General features: G+C 70.7%; 18 protein-coding genes and 1 riboswitch. Of the genes, 11 read left to right on the top strand and 7 right to left on the bottom strand.

Going from position 1 to position 22,717, the window contains the following annotated elements; genetic code table 11:
- Positions 1 to 188: 188 nt before the first annotated feature.
- The 8 genes from OHN19_RS21720 (at position 189) to OHN19_RS21685 (ending at position 7,717) form a co-directional block, all read left to right on the top strand.
- Positions 189 to 1,031, top strand: a complete 843-nt coding sequence (locus OHN19_RS21720) for a M24 family metallopeptidase (RefSeq protein ID WP_330265785.1) — start codon at positions 189 to 191, stop codon at positions 1,029 to 1,031.
- Complete coding sequence (locus OHN19_RS21715; RefSeq protein ID WP_330265784.1) at positions 1,028 to 2,785, top strand: SDR family oxidoreductase; 1,758 nt, start codon at positions 1,028 to 1,030, stop codon at positions 2,783 to 2,785. Before OHN19_RS21720 ends, OHN19_RS21715 begins: the two co-directional genes overlap by 4 nt.
- Positions 2,782 to 3,651 (top strand): metal-dependent hydrolase, encoded by an 870-nt coding sequence (locus OHN19_RS21710; RefSeq protein ID WP_330265783.1) that lies wholly within the window; start codon positions 2,782 to 2,784, stop codon positions 3,649 to 3,651. Before OHN19_RS21715 ends, OHN19_RS21710 begins: the two co-directional genes overlap by 4 nt.
- A complete protein-coding gene (locus OHN19_RS21705; RefSeq protein ID WP_330265782.1) occupies positions 3,648 to 4,586 on the top strand; it encodes a MerR family transcriptional regulator in 939 nt (312 codons plus the stop codon). Before OHN19_RS21710 ends, OHN19_RS21705 begins: the two co-directional genes overlap by 4 nt.
- Positions 4,587 to 4,708: 122 nt before the next feature.
- The gene (locus OHN19_RS21700; protein WP_330265781.1) at positions 4,709 to 5,257 is read left to right on the top strand and encodes an RNA 2'-phosphotransferase; all 549 of its coding nucleotides are present in this window, start codon (positions 4,709 to 4,711) and stop codon (positions 5,255 to 5,257) included.
- A gap of 25 nt (positions 5,258 to 5,282) precedes the next feature.
- Positions 5,283 to 5,726, top strand: coding sequence for a hypothetical protein (locus tag OHN19_RS21695; RefSeq protein WP_330265780.1), 444 nt, complete (start codon positions 5,283 to 5,285; stop codon positions 5,724 to 5,726).
- Between the two features lie 52 nt (positions 5,727 to 5,778).
- Positions 5,779 to 6,681, top strand: a complete 903-nt coding sequence (locus OHN19_RS21690; protein ID WP_330265779.1) for an LLM class flavin-dependent oxidoreductase — start codon at positions 5,779 to 5,781, stop codon at positions 6,679 to 6,681.
- Positions 6,682 to 6,832: 151 nt separating this feature from the next.
- Positions 6,833 to 7,717 (top strand): Cof-type HAD-IIB family hydrolase, encoded by an 885-nt coding sequence (locus OHN19_RS21685; protein ID WP_185092913.1) that lies wholly within the window; start codon positions 6,833 to 6,835, stop codon positions 7,715 to 7,717.
- A gap of 38 nt (positions 7,718 to 7,755) precedes the next feature.
- Here the strand turns inward: OHN19_RS21685 and OHN19_RS21680 are convergent, their stop codons facing one another.
- From OHN19_RS21680 to hisC, 5 genes are all read right to left on the bottom strand, one after another.
- Positions 7,756 to 8,820 (bottom strand): M23 family metallopeptidase, encoded by a 1,065-nt coding sequence (locus OHN19_RS21680; RefSeq protein WP_330265778.1) that lies wholly within the window; start codon positions 8,818 to 8,820, stop codon positions 7,756 to 7,758.
- 110 nt (positions 8,821 to 8,930) lie between these two features.
- Positions 8,931 to 12,422 carry a thiol reductant ABC exporter subunit CydD gene (gene cydD / locus OHN19_RS21675; protein WP_330265777.1) on the bottom strand — a complete coding sequence of 1,164 codons (3,492 nt, stop codon included), beginning with the start codon at positions 12,420 to 12,422 and terminating at the stop codon, positions 8,931 to 8,933.
- Between the two features lie 12 nt (positions 12,423 to 12,434).
- Positions 12,435 to 13,442: a cytochrome d ubiquinol oxidase subunit II gene (cydB, locus tag OHN19_RS21670; protein ID WP_330265776.1), complete on the bottom strand. Its 1,008-nt coding sequence runs from the start codon at positions 13,440 to 13,442 to the stop codon at positions 12,435 to 12,437.
- Positions 13,443 to 13,473: 31 nt separating this feature from the next.
- Positions 13,474 to 14,982 carry a cytochrome ubiquinol oxidase subunit I gene (locus OHN19_RS21665; RefSeq protein ID WP_330265775.1) on the bottom strand — a complete coding sequence of 503 codons (1,509 nt, stop codon included), beginning with the start codon at positions 14,980 to 14,982 and terminating at the stop codon, positions 13,474 to 13,476.
- 151 nt (positions 14,983 to 15,133) lie between these two features.
- A complete protein-coding gene (gene hisC, locus OHN19_RS21660; protein ID WP_330265774.1) occupies positions 15,134 to 16,213 on the bottom strand; it encodes a histidinol-phosphate transaminase in 1,080 nt (359 codons plus the stop codon).
- A 464-nt stretch (positions 16,214 to 16,677) separates the two neighbouring features.
- Between hisC and OHN19_RS21655 the strand changes: the two genes are divergently transcribed.
- From OHN19_RS21655 to OHN19_RS21645, 3 genes are all read left to right on the top strand, one after another.
- Positions 16,678 to 17,790, top strand: coding sequence for a LacI family DNA-binding transcriptional regulator (locus tag OHN19_RS21655; protein WP_141205882.1), 1,113 nt, complete (start codon positions 16,678 to 16,680; stop codon positions 17,788 to 17,790).
- A gap of 293 nt (positions 17,791 to 18,083) precedes the next feature.
- Positions 18,084 to 19,139, top strand: a complete 1,056-nt coding sequence (locus OHN19_RS21650) for a metallophosphoesterase (RefSeq protein WP_330265773.1) — start codon at positions 18,084 to 18,086, stop codon at positions 19,137 to 19,139.
- Between the two features lie 193 nt (positions 19,140 to 19,332).
- Positions 19,333 to 20,193 carry a hypothetical protein gene (locus tag OHN19_RS21645; protein WP_330265772.1) on the top strand — a complete coding sequence of 287 codons (861 nt, stop codon included), beginning with the start codon at positions 19,333 to 19,335 and terminating at the stop codon, positions 20,191 to 20,193.
- A gap of 110 nt (positions 20,194 to 20,303) precedes the next feature.
- On the opposite strand, the gene OHN19_RS21640 is transcribed toward OHN19_RS21645, so the two are convergent.
- Both OHN19_RS21640 and thiC read right to left on the bottom strand, forming a co-directional pair.
- Positions 20,304 to 20,600 (bottom strand): DUF4241 domain-containing protein, encoded by a 297-nt coding sequence (locus OHN19_RS21640; RefSeq protein WP_330265771.1) that lies wholly within the window; start codon positions 20,598 to 20,600, stop codon positions 20,304 to 20,306.
- Between the two features lie 51 nt (positions 20,601 to 20,651).
- Complete coding sequence (thiC, locus tag OHN19_RS21635; protein WP_330265770.1) at positions 20,652 to 22,487, bottom strand: phosphomethylpyrimidine synthase ThiC; 1,836 nt, start codon at positions 22,485 to 22,487, stop codon at positions 20,652 to 20,654.
- Positions 22,480 to 22,669: riboswitch (TPP riboswitch) on the bottom strand. Its footprint overlaps the gene before it by 8 nt.
- Between the last annotated feature and the right edge of the window lie 48 nt (positions 22,670 to 22,717).

Here is a 22,717-nt window from a genome sequence, read left to right as displayed (position 1 = left end):
TCGGCATCAGACTCCAGACGTACGGGCACCTAGGGGTCACCCTGAGGTCGAACAACGCGGCCCGGGTTTTCCACATCGGCGGGCTTTTCCACAGCCCGATCCGGCCCTATTGACGCAGCCTCTGACAACTGTCACATTCGCCAGTGTCAAGTTACGGACACGTACCGCGGTCGACGGGACGGGGCGGCATGGCGACGGCAGTGAACAGCGGACTCTCCGTACGACTGCGGGGATTCAGGCAGGTCCAGCGGCTTGCGTACGAATGCGCGGAGGCGGTCGCGGCCCGTCTGGAGCCCGGCGTGACCGAGCGGCAGGCCGCCCGGATGCAGCGCGAGTGGCTGCGCGAGCGGGGCGTACGGGACTGGTTCCACCTGCCCTTCGCCTGGTTCGGGGACCGCACCGCCTTCACAGGCTTCCGCGTTCCGCTGCAGTTCTTCCCCACCGACCGCCGGCTGGAGCCCGGGATGCCGTTCATCCTGGACATGGCCCCCGTGTACGAGGGCTTCACCGCCGACATCGGCTACTCCGGCGCGCTCGGCGTCAACCCCGTCCAGGACCGGCTGATGGCCGACCTGGAGGCGCATCGCGAGCTGATCCTGCGCGAGGTCCGCGAGCGGCGGCCGCTGCGCGAGATCTACGAGGACGTGGACCGCCTCATGGTCCGCCAGGGCTACGCCAACCGGCACCGCGCCTACCCCTTCGGCGTGATCGCCCACAAGGTCGACCAGGTCAAGCAGCGCCGCTGGTCACCGCACGTCTTCGGGTTCGGCACCCAGTCCCTCAAGGGCCTCGCGGCCGACGCCCTGCACGGCCACCGCGAGGGCTGGTCGCCCCTGTGGTCGCCGTACCGCTTCTCCGACCACCCGCCGCGGCCGGGCCTGTGGGCGGTCGAACCCCACCTCGGATTCCGGGGCACCGGCGCGAAGTTCGAGGAGATCCTGGTCGTCACCGACTCCTCGGACCCCGAACAGAGCGCCTTCTGGCTGGACGACGATCTGCCGCACGTGCGGCGCTGGGCGGAGGAGAAGTGACCTTGCTGCAAGGAGCGCGCGAGCGCCGGGTACGGACCGGCGGCATCGAGCTGTGCGTGGCCGAACTGGGAGACCCGCGGCAGCCGACCGTCGTCCTGGTGCACGGCTACCCGGACAGCAAGGAGGTCTGGTCCGAGGTCGCCGCCCGCCTCGCCGACCGTTTCCACGTCGTCCTCTACGACGTCCGCGGCCACGGCCGCTCCACGGCGCCGAAGCCACTGCGCGGCGGATTCACCCTGGAGAAGCTCACGGACGACTTCCTGGCCGTCGCGGACGCCGTCAGTCCGGACCGGCCGGTGCACCTGGTCGGGCACGACTGGGGTTCCGTGCAGGCCTGGGAGTTCGTCACCGTGGCACGCACCGAGGGCCGGATCGCCTCCTTCACGTCGATGTCCGGCCCCTGTCTCGACCACTTCGGGCACTGGATCGACACCCGCCTCAAGCGCCCCACGCCGCGCCGGATCGGCCAGCTCCTCGGCCAGGGCGCCAAGTCCTGGTACGTGTACGCGCTGCACACCCCCGCCCTGCCCGAACTGGCCTGGCGCGGCCCCCTGGGCAAGGCCTGGCCACGCCTCCTGGAGCGCGCCGAGAAGGTCCCCTCCGACGGCTACCCGACCCCCTCGCTGCCCACCGACGCGGCACACGGGGCCTGGCTGTACCGGGACAACATCCGCTCCCGGCTGCGCCGCCCGCGCACCGACGCCTACGCACACGCGCCCGTGCAGCTCATCACGCCCCTGGGCGACGCCTTCCTCTCCGAGCGTCTCTACGACGGCCTGGAGCAGTGGGTGCCCCGGCTGACCCGGCGCACCCTCCCCGCCAAGCACTGGATCCCGCGCTCCCGCCCCGACCAACTGGCCTCGTGGATCACCGAGTTCGTGACCTCCGTCGAGGGCGGCCGGACACCCGTGAAGGCGACCGGCAAGTACGCCGACCGGTTCGGCGGACAGCTCGTCCTCGTCACCGGCGCGGGCAGCGGCATCGGACGGGCCACCGCGTTCGCCTTCGCCGAGGCCGGCGCGCGCGTGGTGGCCGTCGACCGGGACGCCGAGGCCGCCGCCCGCACCGCCGAACTGTCCCGGCTCATCGGCGCCCCCGAGGCCTGGGCGGAGACCGTCGACGTCTCCGACGAAGCGGCCATGGAGAAACTCGCCGACAAGGTCGCCGCCGAGTACGGCGTGGTGGACGTCCTGGTCAACAACGCCGGGATCGGCCTCGGCGGCTCCTTCCTCGACACCAGCGTCGAGGACTGGAAGAACGTCCTCGACGTCAACCTGTGGGGCGTCATCCACGGCTGCCGGCTCTTCGGCCGGCAGATGGCCGACCGCGGACAGGGCGGCCACATCGTCAACATCGCCTCCGCGGCCGCCTTCCAGCCCTCCAGGGCACTGTCCGCCTACGGCACCTCCAAGGCGGCCGTCCTCATGCTCAGCGAGAGCCTGCGCGCCGAACTCGCGGGCCGAGGCATCGGCGTGAGCGCCATCTGCCCCGGCTTCGTCAACACCAACATCACCTCCACCGCACGCTTCGCGGGCGTCGACGCCGCCGAGGAGAAACGCCGCCAGAAACGCACGGCACGCCTCTACGGACTGCGCAACTACCCACCGGAGAAGGTCGCCGACGCGATCCTGCGCGCCGTCGTGCGCAACCAGGCCGTCGTACCGGTCACCCCCGAGGCCCGCGGCGCGCACGCCCTCGCGCGCTTGGCGCCGAAAGCGCTCAGGGCGCTCGCCCGGCTGGAGCCGCCGCGGTGAGCCACGAGATCGCTCCGCGCCGGGTGTCCTTCGACTGGTCCCGCACACCCCTGCATTGGATCCCCGGCGAGCCCACCGCCACCCACGTCATCAACGTGCTGCACCTGCTGCTGCCCGCGGGGGAGCGCTGGTTCGTGAAGGTCTTCAAGGAAGGCCTGCCCCTGGTCCGCGACCCCGGGCTCCGCGCCGACGTCAAGGGCTTCATGGGCCAGGAGGCCACCCACAGCGTCCAGCACACGCACGTACTGGACCACCTCGCCGCGCAGCGGCTCGACACCGCCGACTTCACCCGGCACGTCGACTTCCTCTTCGAGCGGCTCCTCGGCGAGCACCCGCCCCTCCACGCTCCCGTCCCCGCGCGCGAGTGGCTGCGTTTCCGGCTCGCCGTCGTCGCCGCCATCGAACAGTTCACCGCCGTGCTCGGCGACTGGGTGCTGGCCGCCGACGGCCTCGACCGGGCCGGCGCCGACGAGGTCATGCTCGACCTGCTGCGCTGGCACGGCGCCGAGGAGGTCGAACACCGCGCGGTCGCCTTCGACATGTACCAGCACTGCGGCGGCACCGGCACCACCCGCTACGCCCGCCGGATCGCCGGCATGGCGGTGACCGCCCCGGTGATGCTGTATCTGTGGGTATGGGGAACGGCCTATCTGATGCGCCACGACCCCCAGCTCGCCGGGCGGCCCCGCTACTCCCTCAAGGAGCACGAAAAGGCCGTACGCAAAGGCCTGCTGCCGGCCTGGCGGGACCTCGGCGCGGCGATACCGCGGTACCTCCGGCGGTCCTACCACCCCTCGCGCGAAGGGTCGTTGAGCCGGGCCGTGGAGTACCTGAAGCGGTCGCCGGCGGCGAGGGGGGCCGCGTGAGCGACACCGCCGCCTACCGCATCGAGGACCTCGCGCACCGCAGCGGCGCCACCGTCCGCACCATCCGCGCCTACCAGGACCGTGGCCTGCTCCCCCGCCCGGAGCGCCGCGGCCGCGCCAACATCTACACCGACACCCACCTCGCCCGGCTGCGCCAGATCGCCGACCTCCTCGACCGCGGGTACGGCCTGGCCTCCATCAAGGAGCTCCTGGAGGCCTACGACTCCGGCCGGGGCCTGCGCGGGGTGCTCGGCCTGGTCGCCGAGGTCGACGGCCCGTGGACCGACGAGGAGGCCGGCCGGATCTCCCGCGCCGAGCTCGACGCGCGCTTCGGCGGCGTCCCTGACGAGGCCGCGGTCGCCGAGGCGGTGGAGCTCGGCGTCCTGGAACCGGTGCCCGGCGACGAGGACTCGTTCCTCGTGCCGAGCCCCCAAGAACTCGCGGTGGCCGTCGAGTTGCACTCCGCCGGGGTGCCGCTCTCCGCTATCTCGGGCCATCTGCGGGAGTTGAGGGGTCAGGTCGAGCACATCGCCGCCCGTTTCCTGGAGTTCACCACCGAGCACGTCTTCGCCCGCTACTTGCAGGATCCCCACGGCCCGACCGACGTGGAGGCGGCCGAAGCCGCCGCTCTCGTCCGACGGCTGCGGCCCCTCGCCCAGCAGACGGTGGACGCGGAACTCGCGCGCGCGATGCGGCTGTTGGCCGTACGGCAGCTGCGGCAGCACCTGGGTTCCGGGGAAGGGGCCGGGAAGCGCTCTACGTCACGTTCCGTGGCCGTGCCCGAGGAGACGATGCGGGCGGTGGAAGGGCTGGTTGGGGCGGAGAGGGCGGCGGAGTTCTTCGTGCTGGCGGCTGAACGGGAGGTGCGGGCAAGGGCGTTGGATGCGCTCACGTCAAATGGGGTACCCCCAGTTGATCTTGACGAAGGGGGCTGACATGACAGGGAGTTGTCCACAGAAACGCCAAGTAGCCTGTGGATAACTACAGTTGGTTGTGGATCAAACATCCGGGTCAAAATCATTCGCGTGATTCACGTCTCTCCCAGCACCCTGGTGCCATGGATGAAAGACGCACCGTGAAGGTGTCCAAGTACCTCTCGAAACACCTGCGGCACCAACCCGAACGGATCGGGCTCACGCTCGACGAGGCCGGCTGGGTCGAGATCGACGCCCTGCTCGCCGCGACCGCCGCGCACAACTTCCGCATCACCCGGGAAGAGCTGGACCACGTCGTCGCCGCGAACGACAAGCAGCGCTTCGCCGTCGAGGGCACCCGCATCCGCGCCAGCCAGGGCCACAGCGTCGAGGTCGACCTCGGCCTCGCCCCGGCGACCCCGCCGCCGTACCTCTACCACGGCACTGTGGCCCGCAGTCTGGACGCGATCCGCGCCGAGGGACTGCGCCCCATGAACCGGCACGACGTCCATCTGTCGCCCGACCGCGAGACCGCGACCCGGGTCGGGGCCCGCCGTGGCCGCCCCGTCGTGCTGTCCGTGGACGCGGCGGCCATGCACCGCGACGGCCACGTCTTCCAGGTCAGCGCCAACGGGGTCTGGCTGACCCGGGCCGTCCCGCCGCGCTATCTGCGGTTTCCCGCCTCGCACTGACCCCCTTCCCGGCATGATCAGTGGTATGGACCACTTGCCCACCACCGAGGCCGCCGTCACCGCGCTCCGCGCTCTCGCCGCCGAGTACCGGCTCGCGATCGAGGTGACCCACGACATCGGCGCCGACCAGACCTCACGCCGCAGCGCCGCGGGCGTCGGCGTCACCACCGACCCGGACGGCACCCTGCCCCACGAGGCCTACGTCGAACTCGGCGGCCGGCCCCGGGTGGAGGTGCGGCTGTTCCCGGACGACGACGCCCTGATCACCGTGGACGGAGTCGAGTGCCCCGACGTCGACCGCGACGACGTCCCCGCCTTCCTCCGCGCCCTCTACGACGGCCACGCCTGGGTGAAAGCGCGCCGCTTCCCGCCCAGCCACTTCCTGATGGTGCCGCTGCCGGGCGACCGCGTGCACAAGGAATTCATCCCGGTGGGCCTCAGCCCCTGGCTCAGCGGCCGCACACAGTGACCGGGAGTCACGGTTTCACGTGAAACACTGCCGGGCGCATACGCTCGGTTCCATGAGTCTGCGTCTGAGCACCGTGATCCTCCCGTACCGCCGCTGGAACGAAGGGGGCCGCGAGGCATGGCAGCGCGCGGAGCAGCTCGGTTTCCACACCGGATACACCTACGACCACCTGTCGTGGCGCACCTTCCGTGACGGCCCCTGGTTCGGTGCCGTGCCCACCCTGACGGGCGCCGCGGGCGTCACCGACCGGCTGCGGCTGGGCACCCTGGTGACCTCGCCGAACTTCCGGCACCCCGTCACCCTCGCCAAGGAACTGATCACCCTCGACGACATCTCCGGTGGCCGGGTCACCCTCGGGATCGGCGCGGGCGGTACCGGCTTCGACGCCACCGCGCTCGGCCAGGACCCCTGGACTCCGCGCGAGCGCGCCGACCGGCTCGCCGAGTTCGTCCCCCTGCTGGACCGACTGCTCCGCGAGGACTCGGTGTCCTACGAGGGCGACTACTACTCGGCACACGAGGCCCGCAACATTCCCGGCTGCCTCCAGCGGCCCCGGCTGCCCTTCGCGGTGGCCGCCACCGGCCCGCGCGGCCTGAAGCTGGCCGCACGCCACGGCCAGGCCTGGGTGACCACCGGCGACCCCAAGCTGTACGAGAACGGCACGCCCGAGCAGTCCCGCCAGGCCCTGCGCGGGCAGATCGATCGGCTCAGCGACGCCTGCGCGGCGCTCGGCCGGGACGCCAACGAGCTGGACAAGATCCTGCTCACCGGCTTCACCCCGGACCGCGGCCGCCCGCTGGAGTCCCTCGACGCCTTCGTCGACTTCGCCGGCCGGCACCGGGAGCTGGGCTTCACGGAGATCGTGCTCCACTGGCCGATCCCCGACTCGGACTTCGCCGCCGACGAGAAGGTCTTCGAGCAGATCGCCATGGAGGCACCGGCACAGCTGGGCTGAGACAGCGGCACGGGGACGGGTGGGGCCGCTCACGCGTCGCCTATGTCGCACCCGTTCGGGCACCCACGCGTCGCCTATGTCGCACTCGTGCGGGCGCCCACGCGTCGTCTATGTCTCACCTGTGCGGGCGCCCGCACGGTCGTGCACGCATATGCGGGAGAATGAGCGGGTGACCTCAGCTACCCGACAGCCCGAGACCCCGGCCGCCGACATACCGCCGCGCCTGATCGCCACCGATCTCGACGGCACCCTGCTGCGCGACGACAAGTCGGTGTCGCCGCGCACGGTCGCGGCCCTCGCCGCCGCCGAGGAGGCCGGCATCGAGGTCTTCTTCGTCACCGGGCGCCCGGCCCGCTGGATGGACGTGGTCAGCGACCACGTCCACGGCCACGGCCTCGCCATCTGCGGAAACGGCGCGGCGGTGGTCGACCTGCACGGCGGCCCCGGCGCCCACCGGTTCGTGAAGGTGCGCGAGCTGGCCAGGGAGAACGCGCTGGACGCCGTACGCCTGCTGCGCGAAGCGGCGCCCGGCACGGTCTACGCGGTCGAGCAGACGTACGGCTTCCACCAGGAGCCGGACTACCCCAAGCTGCACATGGAGATCCCGGACCACCTCGCCCCGGCCGAGGAGCTGCTCGCCGAGGACGGTCCCGGTGCCGATGAGCCGGTGCTGAAGATCCTCGCCTACCACCCCTCCATCGACCCGGACGCCTTCCTCACCCTCTCCCGCCTCGCCATCGGCGACCGGGCCAACGTCACCCGCTCCAGCCCCAGCGCTCTGCTGGAGATCAGCGGCCCCGACGTCTCCAAGGCCAGCACCCTCGCCCTGTGCTGCGCCGAGCGCGGTATCTCGCACGAGGAAGTGGTCGCCTTCGGGGACATGCCCAACGACCTCGAGATGCTGACCTGGGCAGGACAGTCGTACGCGATGGGCAACGCGCACCCCGACGTGATCGCCGCGGCCTCGGGCCGGACCGTCGCCAACAACGACGACGGGGTGGCGGTCGTGATCGAGCGGATGCTGGAGCGGCGGTAGCCGCGGTCGTTCCACGCGAGCCGGCACGCGGCCCGGCGTCAGCCGAGCGGCACCCCGCGTGCCGCCAGCCACGGCACCGGGTCCACCGCCGAGCCCGTCTCCGGCGTGACCCGCACCTCGAAGTGCAGGTGCGGGCCGGTCGAGTTGCCGCTCGTGCCCGACTGACCGATCCACTGTCCCGGGGCGACGCCGTCCCCCTGGTCGACGGTGACGGCGGCGAGGTGGGCGTACTGCGTGTAGTAGCCGCCGGGGTGCTCGATCACGACCTCGATGCCGAAGGCGCCTCCGCAGGACACCTTCACCACCCGGCCCGCTCCCACCGCCCGCACCGGCGTCCCGATCGGCACCGCGAAGTCCTGGCCGGTGTGCCCGTTCGCCCAGCGTGACCCGCCGCTGCCGAACCCCGCCGACAGCTCGTACACCGCCACCGGCGTGCCCCACGCGCCCGCCTGCGCCTGCCGCGGTTGGTCCAGGCGTACGGCACCCCGGCAGGCGCCGGCCGCGACGGACACGTCGGCCAGCCCCTGGAGCCGCCACCGGGCCTCTTCGAGCTTCTGCTCGATGTCCTGCTTCAGCGCGGCGAGTTCGGCGCTCCGCCGCTCCAGCCTCCGCCGGACCGCCGTGGCCTTCGCCTCGTCCGCCGCGAGCCGGGCCTCGGCCCGACGGCTCTTGTCGACCGCGTTGTTGAGCGCCACCGTCGTCCGGGAGAAGACATGCTGACCGCGCATCAGCTCATCGAAGTCGTCCGCGAGGATGATCTGCGCGGTGAGCGGAAGACCACCGCCGTCGCGGTACTGGGACCGGGCGATACGGCCGAGATCCTGGTGCAGGACGGCGATCTCCCGCCGCTCCCGGTCCAGGAGCTCCTCGAACCGCCGGGCCCGCGCCCGCTGCACCTCCGCCGCCTGGCGACCGGCCTCGTACCGCCGGGTCGCCAGGGCCGCGTCCTCGTACAGCCGCGCCACCTGCGTGCTGACCTCCGTGTCACCGTCCGCACGGCGGCCCGCACCGTCGTCGGCCGCGTCCGTGGGCCGGGCCGCCACCACGGCGAGCGCGCACAGCAACGCCGGAACGAGCAGCAGGCGGAGGCGAGGTGATCGCATGTCAGCGATCCTGTCCCGGCCTGCGGGCCGCGGTCCTGTTCAAGTCGTACGGCTGGGGGACACGCTGCTGCGGACGGGTCAATGCCGGATGCTGATGTCCCCTCGGCCGCCTACCGCGTTCCGACCAGCAGCTCCGACTCCGCCTCCCGCTCGGCCATCCCCCGCAGCGGGCCCTCCACCGCGGCCAACTCCGCGTAGGTGCCCCGCTGCACGACCCGCCCTGCATCGAGTACGACCACCTCGTCCACCGATTCCAGCCCGGCCAGCCGGTGCGTGATGAGGAGCGTCGTACGGCCCTCCGTGGCGACCAGCAGATCGGTGGTGAGGGCGTCCGCGGTGGGCAGGTCGAGATGCTCGGCCGGCTCGTCCAGGACGAGGACGGGGAAGTCGGCGAGCAGTGCCCGGGCCAGGGCGAGCCGCTGGCGCTGGCCGCCGGACAGCCGGGCACCGTGTTCGCCGACCAGGGTGTCGAGGCCGTCGGGCAGGCTCTCGGCCCAGTCGAGCAGCCGGGCCCGCCGCAGCGCGTCCCGCAGCTCGTCCTCGGTCGCGTCCCTCTTGGCGAGGAGCAGGTTCTCCCGCACCGTGCTGTCGAAGAGGTGCGCGTCCTGCGCGCACAGCCCCACCAGCCGCCGTACGTCGTCGCCGGACAGCCCGTAGGCGTCCACGCCGCCCAGGGTGTAGGTTCCGGCGTCCGCGTCCAGGAAGCGCAGCAGCACCTGCGCGAGCGTCGTCTTGCCGGAGCCGGACGCGCCGACCACGGCGATCCTCCGGCCCTCCGTCAGGGTGAGGTCGAGGCCGGTGAGGGCGTCCCGGTCCTGGTCCTCGTACCGGGCGGCGAGACCGTGGACGACCACCGGGAAGGGCGAGGCGGGGGCCTGCCGTCCGTGTTCCGGTTCCCGTACCGGTTCGGGCGCGTCCAGCACCTCGTACACGCGTTCCGCGCTCCTGCGCACCCGCTGGCGGTACTGCACCGCGAGCGGCAGCCCGAGAACCGCCTCGAAGGCGGCCAGCGGAGTGAGCACCACGACGGCCATCACAACTCCGCCCAGCCGCCCCGCCGCGACGCCCTGCGCGCCCACCGCAGCGGTGGCCGTGACGGTCAGGCCGCAGATCAGGGCGGTGAGTCCGTCGCCGAGGGCGGTGGCGGTGGCGGTCCGGGAGGCGATCCGGGTGAGGACTCCGTCGGCCCGCCGTGCCTCGGCGGTGCGGGCGGGCAGGGCGCCGGCGACGGTCAGCTCGGCGGTGCCGGTGAGCAGATCGGTCACGCGGGTCGACAGCTCCCCGCGGGCAGGGGCCAGCCTGCGCTCGGCGCGGCGGGCCACGGCACCCGTGAGGAACGGGACGCCGACTCCGGCGGCCAGCAGACCCACGGCGAGCGCGGCACCGGCCTCCGGCAGCAGCCAGGCCGTGAAGCCCACGGAGGCCGCCGACACCAGGGCCGCGGCACCGGCGGGCAGCAGCCAGCGCAGCCAGTAGTCCTGCAACGCGTCCACATCCGAGACGAGCCGCGAGAGCAGATCCCCCCGACGGGCCGTCCGCAGCCCGGCGGGCGCCAGCCGCTCCAGCCGCCGGTACACGGCCACCCGGGTGTCGGCGAGCATCCGCAGCACGGCGTCGTGCGACACCAGCCGCTCCGCGTACCGGAACACGGCCCGGCCGATCCCGAAAGCCCGGGTCGCCGTCACGGCCACCATCAGATACAGCACGGGCGGCTGCTGCGAGGCCCGCGAGATCAGCCACCCCGAGGTGGCCATCAGCCCCACGGCACTGCCCAGCGCGAGGCTGCCGAGGAGCAGCGCGAGGGCGAGCCGACCGCGCCGGGGGCCGGACATGGCGCGGACCCGGGCGAGTACGGAGCCCTTCACGGTCAGTACTTCGCTCGCCTCGGAACCGCCGACGGCGGCGGCACCGGCCTCGACGACAGCCGCCTCGGGCGCTGTGCCGAGCGTGGCCCGCACGGGCACGTGAGCCGCCGGCTCCGTCAGCCGCACCACCCGGTCGGCCACCCCGAGCAACGCCGGGCGGTGCACCACCAGCAGGACGGTCCGTCCGGCCGCGAGCCGCCGTACCGCCGCGACGACCTCCGCCTCGGTGGCCCCGTCGAGCGCCGCCGTCGGTTCGTCGAGGAGCAGCACGGGCCGGTCCGCGAGGAACGCGCGTGCCAGCGCCAGCCGTTGCCGCTGTCCGGCGGAGAGCCCGGCCCCGTCCTCGCCGAGCACGGTGTCGGCCCCCAGGGGCAACGCGTCCACGAACTCCCGCGCCCCCGCGTCCGCCAACGCCTGCCGTACGGCCGTGTCGTCCGCGTCGGGGCGGGCCAGCCGGACGTTCTCGGCGACCGTGCCGGCGAACAGCTGCGGCCGCTGCGGCACCCACGCGATACGTGACCGCCACTGCGCCAGGTCGACCTCGGCGAGATCGGCTCCCCCGATCCGCACCCGCCCCTCGGTGGGCGGGACGAATCCCAGCAGGACGTTCAGCAGTGTCGACTTGCCCGCGCCGCTCGGCCCGACCAGGGCCACCGTCTCCCCGGGCGCGACCTCGAAGGACACGTCCGTGACGGCGTCCGCGGCCCGCCCCGGGTAGCGGACCGTGACCTGCTCGAAGGCGAGCGCGCCCGCGGGCACGGGACCGTTGCCCGACGCGGGAACCGGTGTCTCCAGGACCGCGAAGATCTCCTCGGCGGCGGCCAGCCCCTCGGCCGCAGCGTGATACTGCGTGCCGACCTGGCGCAGGGGCAGATACGCCTCGGGAGCCAGGATGAGGATGACGAGACCGTCGTACAGCTGCATCTCGCCGTGTACGAGCCGCATGCCGATCGTCACGGCGACCAGGGCCACCGACAGGGTCGACAGCAACTCCAGGGCGAAGGAGGAGATGAAGGCGATCCGCAGCGTCCGCATGGTCGCCTGCCGGTACTCGCCGGTGATGCGCCGGATCGACTCGGCCTGCGCCTTGGCCCGGCCGAACACCTTGAGGGTCGGCAGTCCCGCGACCACGTCCAGGAAGTGCCCCGACAGCCGGGACAGCAGCTGCCACTGACGGTCCATCCGGGACTGGGTGGCCCAGCCGATCAGCACCATGAAGACGGGGATGAGGGGCAGGGTCCCGACGATGATGGCCGCCGACACCCAGTCCTCGGTCACGATCCGCGCCAGCACCGCCACCGGGACGACCACCGCGAGCCCCAGCTGCGGGAGATAGCGCGAGAAGTAGTCGTCGAGGGCGTCGACTCCCCTGGTGGCGAGGGCGACCAGCGATCCGGTCCGCTGCCCGCTCAACCACCCGGGGCCGAGCGCGGTGGCCCGCTCCAGCAAGCGCCCCCGCAGCTCCGACTTCACCGCGGCGCTCGCCCGGTGGGCGGCGAGTTCGGTGAGCCAGGAGACCAGCCCGCGGCCCACGGCGACGGCCGCCAACAGCAGCAGGGGGGTGCGGAGTCCGGAGACGGACAGACCGTGCTGGAACGCGCCGACCACGATCTCGGCGAGGAGCATCGCCTGGGCGATGACCAGCAGGGCTCCGAGGCCGCCCAGGCCGACCACGGCCACCAGGAAGAGGCGGGTGGCCCGGGCGTAGCGGAGCAGACGTGGATCGATTGGTTTCACGTGAAACACACCTCAGTGCGCGATGTCGGCGGCGATGTGCTGTGTACCGATGCGCTTGCGGAAGACCCAGTAGGTCCAGCCCTGGTAGAGCATGACCACGGGCGTGGCGATCACCGCAAGCCAGGTCATGATCTTCAGGGTGTACGGGCTCGACGAGGCGTTGGTGACCGTCAGGCTCCAGTCCGCGTTGAGCGAGGACGGCATGACGTTCGGGAAGAGCGTCAGGAAGAGCATCGCCACGGCGGCCACGATGGTGACCCCGGACAGCGCGAACGACCAGCCCTCACGCCCGGCCTGGTTGGCCACCAGAGCCGCGACCAGGGCGCCCACGGCGATCACCATGGCGACCAGGCTCTTGCCGTCGCCGCTGTCGACCTGGGTCCACAGCAGGAAGAGCAGCGCCAGCGCGGCCGCGACGAGACCGACCTTGAGGGCCAGCTTCCGAGCCCGCTCCCGGATCTCGCCGACGGTCTTGAGGGCCGTGAACACCGTGCCGTGGAAGGTGAACAGCATGAGCGTCACCAGTCCGCCGAGGAGGGCGTACGGGTTGAGCAGGTCCCAGAGACCGCCGACGTACTCGAAGTTCCGGTCGATCTTCACTCCGTGCGCGATGTTGCCGAAGGCGACGCCCCACAGGAACGCGGGGACGAGCGAGGTCCAGAAGATCGCGGTCTCCCAGTTGCGCTGCCAGTTCTCCTCGGGCCGCTTGGCGCGGTACTCGAAGGCGACACCGCGCACGATCAGGCAGACCAGGATGACCAGGAGCGGCAGGTAGAAGCCGGAGAAGAGCGTGGCGTACCACTCGGGGAAGGCGGCGAAGGTCGCGCCGCCCGCCGTGAGCAGCCACACCTCGTTGCCGTCCCAGACGGGGCCGATGGTGTTGATCAGGACGCGCTTCTCGACCCGGTCGCGGGCGAGGAGCTTGGTGAGGACGCCGACCCCGAAGTCGAAGCCCTCCAGGAAGAAGTAGCCGGTCCACAGGACGGCGATGAGCACGAACCAGACGTCGTGAAGTTCCATGACTTGAGCTCCCTTGGCCTAGCAGCGAGGCCTAGTACGAGAAGGCCATCGGCTTGTCGGCGTCACGCGCTTCGCCGCCGATCTTCGTGGGCGGGTTGAGGTCGGCCTCGGTGAGCTCGGGCGGGCCCGCCTTGATGTACTTCGCGAGCAGCTTGACCTCGACGACCGCGAGGATCGCGTACAGCGTGGTGAAGGTGATCATCGAGATGAGGACCTCGGCCTGCGAGACGCCGGGGGAGACCGCGTGCCGGGTCTGCAGGACGCCGTAGACGACCCACGGCTGGCGGCCCATCTCGGTGAAGATCCAGCCCCAGGAGTTGGCGATCAGCGGGAACCCCAGGGTCCAGATCGCCACCAGCCAGTAGAGCCGGCCGAGCTTGGGGCTGAGGGCCTTGTTCCTGAAGAGGACCAGGTTGGGCACCTCGTCCTCGCCGACCCGCAGGTGCTGCGGGAGCAGGAACTTCTTGCGGGTCAGCCAGAGTCCGGCGATGCCGATGGCGAAGGACGCCATCCCGAAGCCGATCATCCAGCGGAACGCCCAGAAGGCGACGGGGATGTTGGGCCGGTAGTCGCCGGGACCGTACTTCTCCTGCTCGGCCTTGTTGGTGTCGTTGATGCCGGGCACGTACGAGCTGAAGTCGTCGTCGGCGAGGAAGGACAGCACGCCCGGGACGGACAGCTCGACGGTGTTGTGGCCCTTGCTGACATCGCCGTAGGCGAAGATCGAGAACGGGGCGGAGTTCTGGCCGTCCCACAGGGCCTCGGCGGCGGCCATCTTCATCGGCTGCTGCTTGAACATGACCTTGCCGAGGGTGTCGCCGCTGATCGCGGTGAGCATGCCGGCGACGACCACGGTGATCAGGCCGAGGCGCAGCGAGGTCTTCATCACGGTGATGTGCTTCTTGCGGAACAGGTGGAAGGCCGCGATGCCCACCATGAACGCGCCGCCGGTGAGGAAGGACGCGCTGAGCGTGTGGAAGGCCTGGGCCAGCGCGGTGTTCTGGGTCAGCACCAGCCAGAAGTCGGTGAGCTCGGCCCGGCCCTTGGCCTCGTTGATCCGGTAGCCGACCGGGTGCTGCATCCACGAGTTGGCCGCGAGGATGAAGTACGCCGACAGGATCGTGCCGATCGAGACCATCCAGATGCAGGCCAGGTGGATCTTCTTGGGCAGCTTGTCCCAGCCGAAGATCCACAGGCCGATGAAGGTGGACTCGAAGAAGAAGGCGATCAGGGCCTCGAAGGCGAGCGGGGCGCCGAAGACGTCACCGACGAAGCGCGAGTAGTCGGACCAGTTCATGCCGAACTGGAACTCCTGCACGATGCCGGTGACCACGCCCATCGCGATGTTGATCAGGAACAGCTTGCCCCAGAACTTGGTCGCCCTGAGGTACTTCTCCTTCTCCGTACGCACCCAGGCGGTCTGCAGTCCGGCCGTCAGGGCGGCGAGCGAGATCGTCAGCGGGACGAAGAGGAAGTGGTAGACGGTGGTGATGCCGAACTGCCACCGCGCCAGGGTCTCCGGCGCCAGAGCCAGGTCCACGGCCGCTCCTTACTACGCGCTTGTGAAAGCGTTCACATTCACAAGCTAGTATGCCGCACCTCTTTTCGACAGACGAAGGGGGGTCCCGATTACCACCGGCACCCCCCTGTGATCCTGACCCTGACCAGCGCGAACGCGCGGCCGGTGTGAGCTAAAGCTCCTTTCGGAAGCCCTCCGCCACCTTCAGGAAGATGTCGTTCGCCTCGGTCTCCCCGACCGTGACTCGGACTCCCTCGCCCGGGAACGGCCGTACGACCACACCGTGCTGCTCGCAGGCCGCCGCGAAGTCGACCGTGCGCTCCCCCAGCCTCAGCCACACGAAGTTGGCCTGGGTCTCGGGCACCGTCCAGCCCTGGGCGCGCAGGCCCTCCATCACGCGCTTGCGCTCGCAGACCAGCGAACCGACCCGGCCGAGGAGTTCGTCCTCGGCCCGCAGCGAGGCGATCGCCGCCTCCTGCGCGACCTGGCTGACGCCGAAGGGCACCGCCGTCTTGCGCAGCGCCGCCGCCACCGGTTCGTGGGCGATCGCGAAGCCCACCCGCAGGCCCGCGAGGCCGTACGCCTTGGAGAAGGTGCGCAGCACACAGACGTTCGGCCGGGTGCGGTACAGCTCCACGCCGTCCGGGACCTCGGGGTCGCGGATGAACTCGCGGTAGGCCTCGTCGAGGACCACCAGCACATCGCTGGGCACCCGGTCGAGGAACCGTTCCAGCTCGGCCCGCTTCACGACCGTGCCCGTCGGGTTGTTGGGGTTGCAGACGAAGATCAGCCGGGTCCGCTCGGTGATCGCGTCGGCCATCGCGTCCAGGTCGTGCACATCGCCCTCGGTCAGCGGCACCTTCACCGAGGTGGCACCGCTGATCTGGGTGATGATCGGGTACGCCTCGAAGGACCGCCAGGCGTAGATCACCTCGTCGCCCGGTCCCGAGGTCGCCTGGATCAGCTGCTGGGCGACGCCGACCGAGCCGGTGCCGGTGGCGAGGTGGGAGAGCGGGACGCCGAAGCGGTCGGACAGCTCGTTCATCAGAGCCGTGCAGGCCATGTCCGGGTAGCGGTTGAACGAGGAGACCGCTGCCGTCACGGTCTCCAGCACACCTGGCAGCGGCGGATACGGGTTCTCGTTGGAGGACAGCTTGTAGGCCACCGGACCGCCGGCCGCGGCGGGCTTGCCCGGCTTGTAGGTGGGGATACCCTCCAGCTCGGCGCGCAGCTTGGGGCTCGTCTCGCTCACCGCAGTCCTCCTCGTGACCAGCGACTCGATGGCGGCCGACTCCGTCAGCGGCCTCCAATACTGCTCACCTTATGAGGATTGGGCGCCGCTGCGTACAGGTGAGCGTCGCCGCGTGAAGGTGAGGGCCGTCGCGTACAGGTGGGGCCCGACCTCATCAGTCCCACTGGCATCAGGGGCATCACCGTACGAAGCCAGACGAATCGGGGGGCGCGGTCACATATATCTATGCGCCGGTGGCTCACGCCCTGGCGCGCGTCACCCGTGAAGGTGAGTTGAGACCTCTTCGAAACATCGGGGACTTGGCAGGCCCATGCGTGCCGACAAGTTACGTAGTGCCATTGGATCGTTTAACTGACTTTGTTTCACAGGTAGTTGACGGTTGATGACCTTGCAGAAACGTGCCTGTCAATGCGTGCATATGCGTCCGCCCTACCCCACCGCATGAGCCCTACTATCGGCTCGCCATGACAGCAGCAGGGAAGCACCAGGTGAGCCGCGCGGAAACCTCACGTCGAGGCAGCCGGCCGGGTCGGGCGGGCATCAGAGACGTTGCCGCCGCCGCCGGAGTCTCCATCACGACCGTCTCGGACGCCCTGAACGGCAAGGGCAGGCTCCCGGACGCCACCCGCCGCCATGTCAGGGAGGTCGCCGACCGGCTGGGCTACCGGCCCTCCGCCGCGGCCAGAACCCTCCGTACCGGCAAGTCGGGACTCATCGGCCTGACCGTGACGACGTACGGGGATGAACCTTTCACCTTCACGGAGTTCGCGTACTTCGCCGAGATGGCGCGGGCCGCCACCTCCGCCGCGCTCGCCCGCGGCTACGCCCTCGTCATCCTGCCCGCGACCTCGCGGCACGACGTGTGGTCGAACGTCGCCCTGGACGGCACCGTGGTCATCGACCCGTCCGACCAGGATCCGGTCGTCAGCGAACTGGTCCGGCAGGGGCTTCCGGTCGTCTCCGACGGCCGCCCGGCCGGCGCGCTGCCGGTCACCGCGTGGGTCGACAACGACCACGAGGCCGCCGTACTCGGGATCCTCGATCACCTGGCCGACGCCGGCGCCCGCCGCATCGGCCTGCTGACCGGCACGACGACCGACACCTACACCCATCTGTCGACCACCGCGTATCTGCACTGGTGCGAGCGGGTGGGCCAGGATCCGGTCTACGAGGCCTACCCGGCGCACGATCCGTGCGCGGGCGCCGTCGCCGCCGACCGGCTGCTCGCCCGGCCCGACCGCCCCGACGCCGTCTACGGGTTGTTCGACCCGAACGGCACCGACCTGCTGGCCGCCGCCCGGCGCTACGGGCTGCGCGTCCCGGACGACCTGCTGATCGTCTGCTGCTCCGAGTCCACGGTGTACGCCAGCACCGAGCCGCCCGTCACCACGCTCTCCCTCAAGCCGCGCCGCATCGGCACGGCCGTGGTCCAGCTGCTCATCGACGCCATCGAGGGAGTCGAGTCGGACCAGCCGGTCGAGCAGGTGATACCGACCGAGCTGATCGTGCGCACCTCGTCCCAGCGACGCGCACCGCGCACGACGGTCAGCCCGCCGCGGTCGCCTGAGAAGGGGTAGGGCGGGGGAGCCGAGGGGATCGGGCTGGGCGCTGCGACGCGAGAGGGTTCGCGTCGGTGGTCCGGCGTCCGGCACTCGTGGTCTCAACTGTGCTGCGGGCGGTCGGGCGGGGGACGAAGCCCGGCGCAATCGGGGCGAATGCCACGGTGAACAGGAGTCTTGCTCCGATTCACCACCCCTGGGTCATCACATGGCGCGATCCGCATTCCTATGATGGGCCCACGACACCGCGGGGCCGCTGCGACCAGGCAGTCCGAAGCGGTGCAGATGCGGCGCGATGGTGGAGGGGTCTGATGACTCAGGGGGCCGGTCAGGGACCCGAGGTGGAGCGCGGTGCGGTGCTGCGCGACTTCCGGGTGCCCGCGTACGTCAACGAGACCGGTCCGTACGGCCACAGCAGCGACGTCGTCCCTGCCCACGAGGAGGCCTACCCGGAGGGGTACACCCCCACCGAGCAGGACCTGCCCGTCATCCAGCACGCCGACGGGCTCCAGGCCGCCGCCGATCACGAGGGGCTCGCGGCGGACGGCCCGGGTCCGCTGTTCGTCGTCGGCGACGTGCACGGCTACCTCGACGAACTGATGGCCGCACTCCAGGCGAAGGGCCTCGTCGACGCGGCGGGCAACTGGTGCGCCGGTACCGCCCGGCTGTGGTTCCTCGGCGACTTCACCGACCGCGGCCCCGACGGCATCGGCGTCATCGACCTCGTGATGCGGCTGTCCGCGGAGGCCGCCGCGGCCGGCGGCTACTGCAAGGCCCTCATGGGCAACCACGAGCTGCTGCTCCTCGGCGCCAAGCGGTTCGGCGACACCCCGGTCAACTCCGGCGCGGGCACCGCCACCTTCCAGGCCGCCTGGCTGCTCAACGGCGGCCAGAAGACCGACATGGACCGCCTCCAGGACCACCACCTCCAGTGGATGTCCCGCCTCGACGCGGTCGAGGAGGTCGACGGCCATCTGCTCGTCCACTCCGACACCACCGCCTACCTCGACTACGGCGACTCGATCGAGGCGGTCAACGACACCGTCCGCGAGACGATCACCCGCAACGACGCGGACGAGGTGTGGGACCTGTTCCGCAAGTTCACCAAGCGCTTCTCCTTCCGCGACGAGGGCGGCGCCGACCATGTGCGCTCGCTGCTCGACACGTACGGCGGCGTCCGCATCGTCCACGGGCACAGCCCGATCCCCTATCTGCTCGGCGAAGTGGGCTCCGAGGACGGCGAGGACGATTCCGGTCCGGTGGTCGAGGGACCGCACGTCTACGCCGACGGGCTGGCCATCGCGATGGACGGCGGGGTGACCATGGCCGGAAAACTGCTGGTCCAGCAACTGCCCCTGGATATCTGAGCATTCACGGGGCAGACGTTGCCCCATGACGGACTGACCGTCGAGAGCGCAGGCCAGAGGCCAATTTCTGGAAACCCCCTGTCACCCTGTGCCGTCACCGCTCTACCATCGGCTTATCCGTAGCAGGCTCCCCTCCGTTTCTGCCCGACGGCTCGTTGGCATGCGAGCCCCAAGCCCTACGGAGCATCGGGGGATGCACATGAACAGCGTTCCGCAGCACCTGCACAGCGAGGACCGCCAGGAGTACGAGCGGATCCTCGATGAGGCGCTGCGCTCCGCACCACACCGTCCCGAACTGGCCGCTGTCGGACAGCGGCTGAATCCCGAACAGCTGCGCACCATGGCGCTCAACGCCACCGCGATCATCACGGCGGCCGCGGCGACCGAGTACCAGCACTACGTGAAGGTCCGCGAGGAACAGCGCCGTCCGGCGCCGTCCACCCTGTCGTCCGTGCACGAACCCGGTCCCGCGGACTCGGGCACGGGTGCGATGGGGCTCGCCACCACCATGGGAGAGGTCGCCGAGACCGCCGGTGCGGGCGCCGTCGCCGTCGCCGCCGTTCTGACGCCTGTCCTCGCCGGGATCGCCGCGGCGATCTTCCTGCTCGTGGGCTACATCCTCCAGATGCTCAGCCCACCGCCGGCGTTCGCCCACGCCATGATCACCATCGGATGGGTGTTCGGCGCCCTGACCGCGGCCGCGATCCTGGTCGCCGCGGGCGGCCTGCTGCTCACCGCCCTGCGCAACCGCCCCTCGCCGGACACGGCGTACGGCGAACTCAGCGGGGAGGTGGCCCGGGCCAAGGACGCCTGGCGCGAAGCCCTGCTGGAACGCGGGATCCTCCCCTTCCTCAGGGAGGCCCTGGCCGACCCCGGCACCGCCGCACTGCACCACACGGCACCGCCGGCCCCGACCAGTCGCATGCCCAGCCTGGGCTACGACCGCCCGGGCTTCAGCAGCCCTGACGACGGAGCCTCCGGTGCCCGCCCGAGCTTCACCAGCCCGGACTACACCAGCCCGGACTTCGGGGGGCCGGAACACCAGCCGGAGTGACGCGTCCGGCTGAGCCCCTCGGCTTGCGTTCCCGTACGGGGAGCGCAAGCCGGATGTGGGACGGGGCGAGGCTGCTCAGTGGGTGGAGCGTGGGTTCTTCAGTGGGCGGGTCAGAGAATGCGCAGTTCGGGGAGGTAGCCGCATCCGACCACCACGGAGACCAGCTTCCCGGACTCCGAGCGGCCCAGCCAGACCGGATACATCCCGTCTCCATCGGTGCAGCGGTACTTGGCCGCGAGCGTCTCCCGACCGGAGGAGTCCGCGAAGGACCCCGCGGCGCTGTCCGTGGCGAACCCGAAGGACTCGTCGTCCCGCAGCACCCTGACGTCATCCCCCTCCGCGAGCGCCGACTCCCAGGCCACCGCCGGTTCGGCGTCCGGCAGCAGCCGTATCGCCACCTCCTCCACCGGACCCTGGTGCTCCCCCGAACCCGGATCGGGGAAGCACCGCAGGCCCGTTCAGTCGGCGAGCGGTAGGTACACCCGGTTCCCGCTGGCCGCGAACTCCTTCGACTTCTGCAGCATTCCCTCGGCGACCTCCTCGGGCGACGCCCCCTCGGTCGCCGCGCCCCCGAACCGCTCCGTGATGCTCTGGCTGATCTTCATCGAGCAGAACTTCGGCCCGCACATGGAACAGAAGTGGGCCGTCTTGGCCGGCTCAGCGGGGAGCGTCTCGTCGTGGAACTCGCGGGCCGTGTCCGGGTCCAGGGCGAGGTTGAACTGGTCCTCCCAGCGGAACTCGAAGCGGGCGTCGGACAGGGCGTCGTCCCAGTCCTGTGCCCCGGGATGGCCCTTGGCGAGGTCCGCCGCGTGGGCGGCGATCTTGTAGGTGATGACACCCGTCTTGACGTCGTCCCGGTTGGGCAGCCCCAGGTGCTCCTTGGGCGTGACGTAGCAGAGCATCGCCGTGCCCCACCAGGCGATCATCGCGGCACCGATGCCGGAGGTGATGTGGTCGTAGGCCGGCGCGACGTCGGTGGTCAGCGGGCCGAGCGTATAGAACGGAGCTTCATCGCAGATCTCCTGCTGAAGGTCGATGTTCTCCTTGATCTTGTGCATCGGGACATGTCCCGGGCCCTCGATCATCGTCTGTACGTGGAAACGCTTCGCGATCCGGTTGAGTTCCCCGAGCGTGCGCAACTCCGCGAACTGCGCCTCGTCGTTGGCGTCCGCGATCGACCCGGGCCGCAGGCCGTCGCCGAGCGAGTACGTGACGTCGTAGGCGGCGAGGATCTCGCACAGTTCCTCGAAGTTCTCGTAGAGGAACGACTCCTTGTGGTGCGCGAGGCACCAGGCCGCCATGATCGAACCGCCGCGCGAGACGATCCCGGTCTTGCGGTTCGCCGTCAGCGGCACGTACGGCAGGCGCACGCCCGCGTGGACCGTCATGTAGTCCACGCCCTGCTCGGCCTGCTCGATGACCGTGTCCTTGTAGATCTCCCAGGTCAGCTCCTCGGCCCGGCCGTCGACCTTCTCCAGCGCCTGATAGAGCGGCACCGTGCCGATGGGGACGGGGGAGTTGCGCAGCACCCACTCGCGGGTGGTGTGGATGTTGCGGCCGGTGGACAGGTCCATGACCGTGTCGGCGCCCCAACGGGTCGCCCAGGTCATCTTCTCGACCTCCTCCTCGATGGAAGAGGTCACCGCGGAGTTGCCGATGTTGGCGTTGACCTTCACCAGGAACCGCTTGCCGATGATCATCGGCTCGATCTCCGGGTGATTGACGTTCGCGGGCAGCACCGCACGCCCCGCCGCGATCTCCTCACGGACCACCTCGGGCTCCACGTTCTCCCGGATGGCCACGTACTCCATCTCCGGGGTGATCTCCCCCCGGCGCGCGTACGCGAGTTGGGTGACCGCGCTGCCGTCGCGGCTACGACGGGGAAGGCGAGGCCGGCCCGGGAACACCGCGTCGAGGTTCCGCAGGTTGCCACCGCGCGGAGAGGTGTGCTTGATCCCGTCGTCCTCGGGGCGCACGGGACGGCCCGCGTACTCCTCGGTGTCGCCGCGGCCGACGATCCAGTTCTCCCTGAGCGGGGGGAGCCCCCGGCGGACGTCGGTCTCGGCGAGCGGATCGGTGTAAGGGCCCGACGTGTCGTAGAGCGTGACCGACTGCCCGTTGGTGAGGTGCACCTGGCGGACCGGCACGCGCAGGTCGGGGCGCGAGCCCTCGACATACGCCTTGTGCCAGCCGATGGACTTCCCGACCTCCGTGGGGTGTTGCGTGGGGTTTTCACCCTGAATGGACTGTTCGTCCTGGCTGGAGGCAGGCGTGCGTGCGTCCTTGATGGTCATGAGACCTACTCCCTACGCCGGCATTACCCGGTAACAGGTTCGGCGGTCGACGCAGCGGCTTCCGTCTGCCGACGTTTCGTGGGGAACGTCACTTTCGTGTGATGACGTTCCACGTGAAACATCGCTGGGACGGAGGTCAGCGCCCTCTCAGCCCGGTGCTCCGAGCTCCCGCGTGTACAAAGGTGCCACCACGCTAGCGTCAATTCGGGCGCGGTGAACAGGGGGCCCCA

The sequence above is a fragment of the Streptomyces griseorubiginosus genome (assembly GCF_036345115.1).
Taxonomy (GTDB): Bacteria; Actinomycetota; Actinomycetes; order Streptomycetales; family Streptomycetaceae; genus Streptomyces; species Streptomyces griseorubiginosus_C.
The sequence above is the reverse complement of the archived record's forward strand: the minus strand, read 5'-3'. Positions and strand labels throughout refer to the sequence as shown.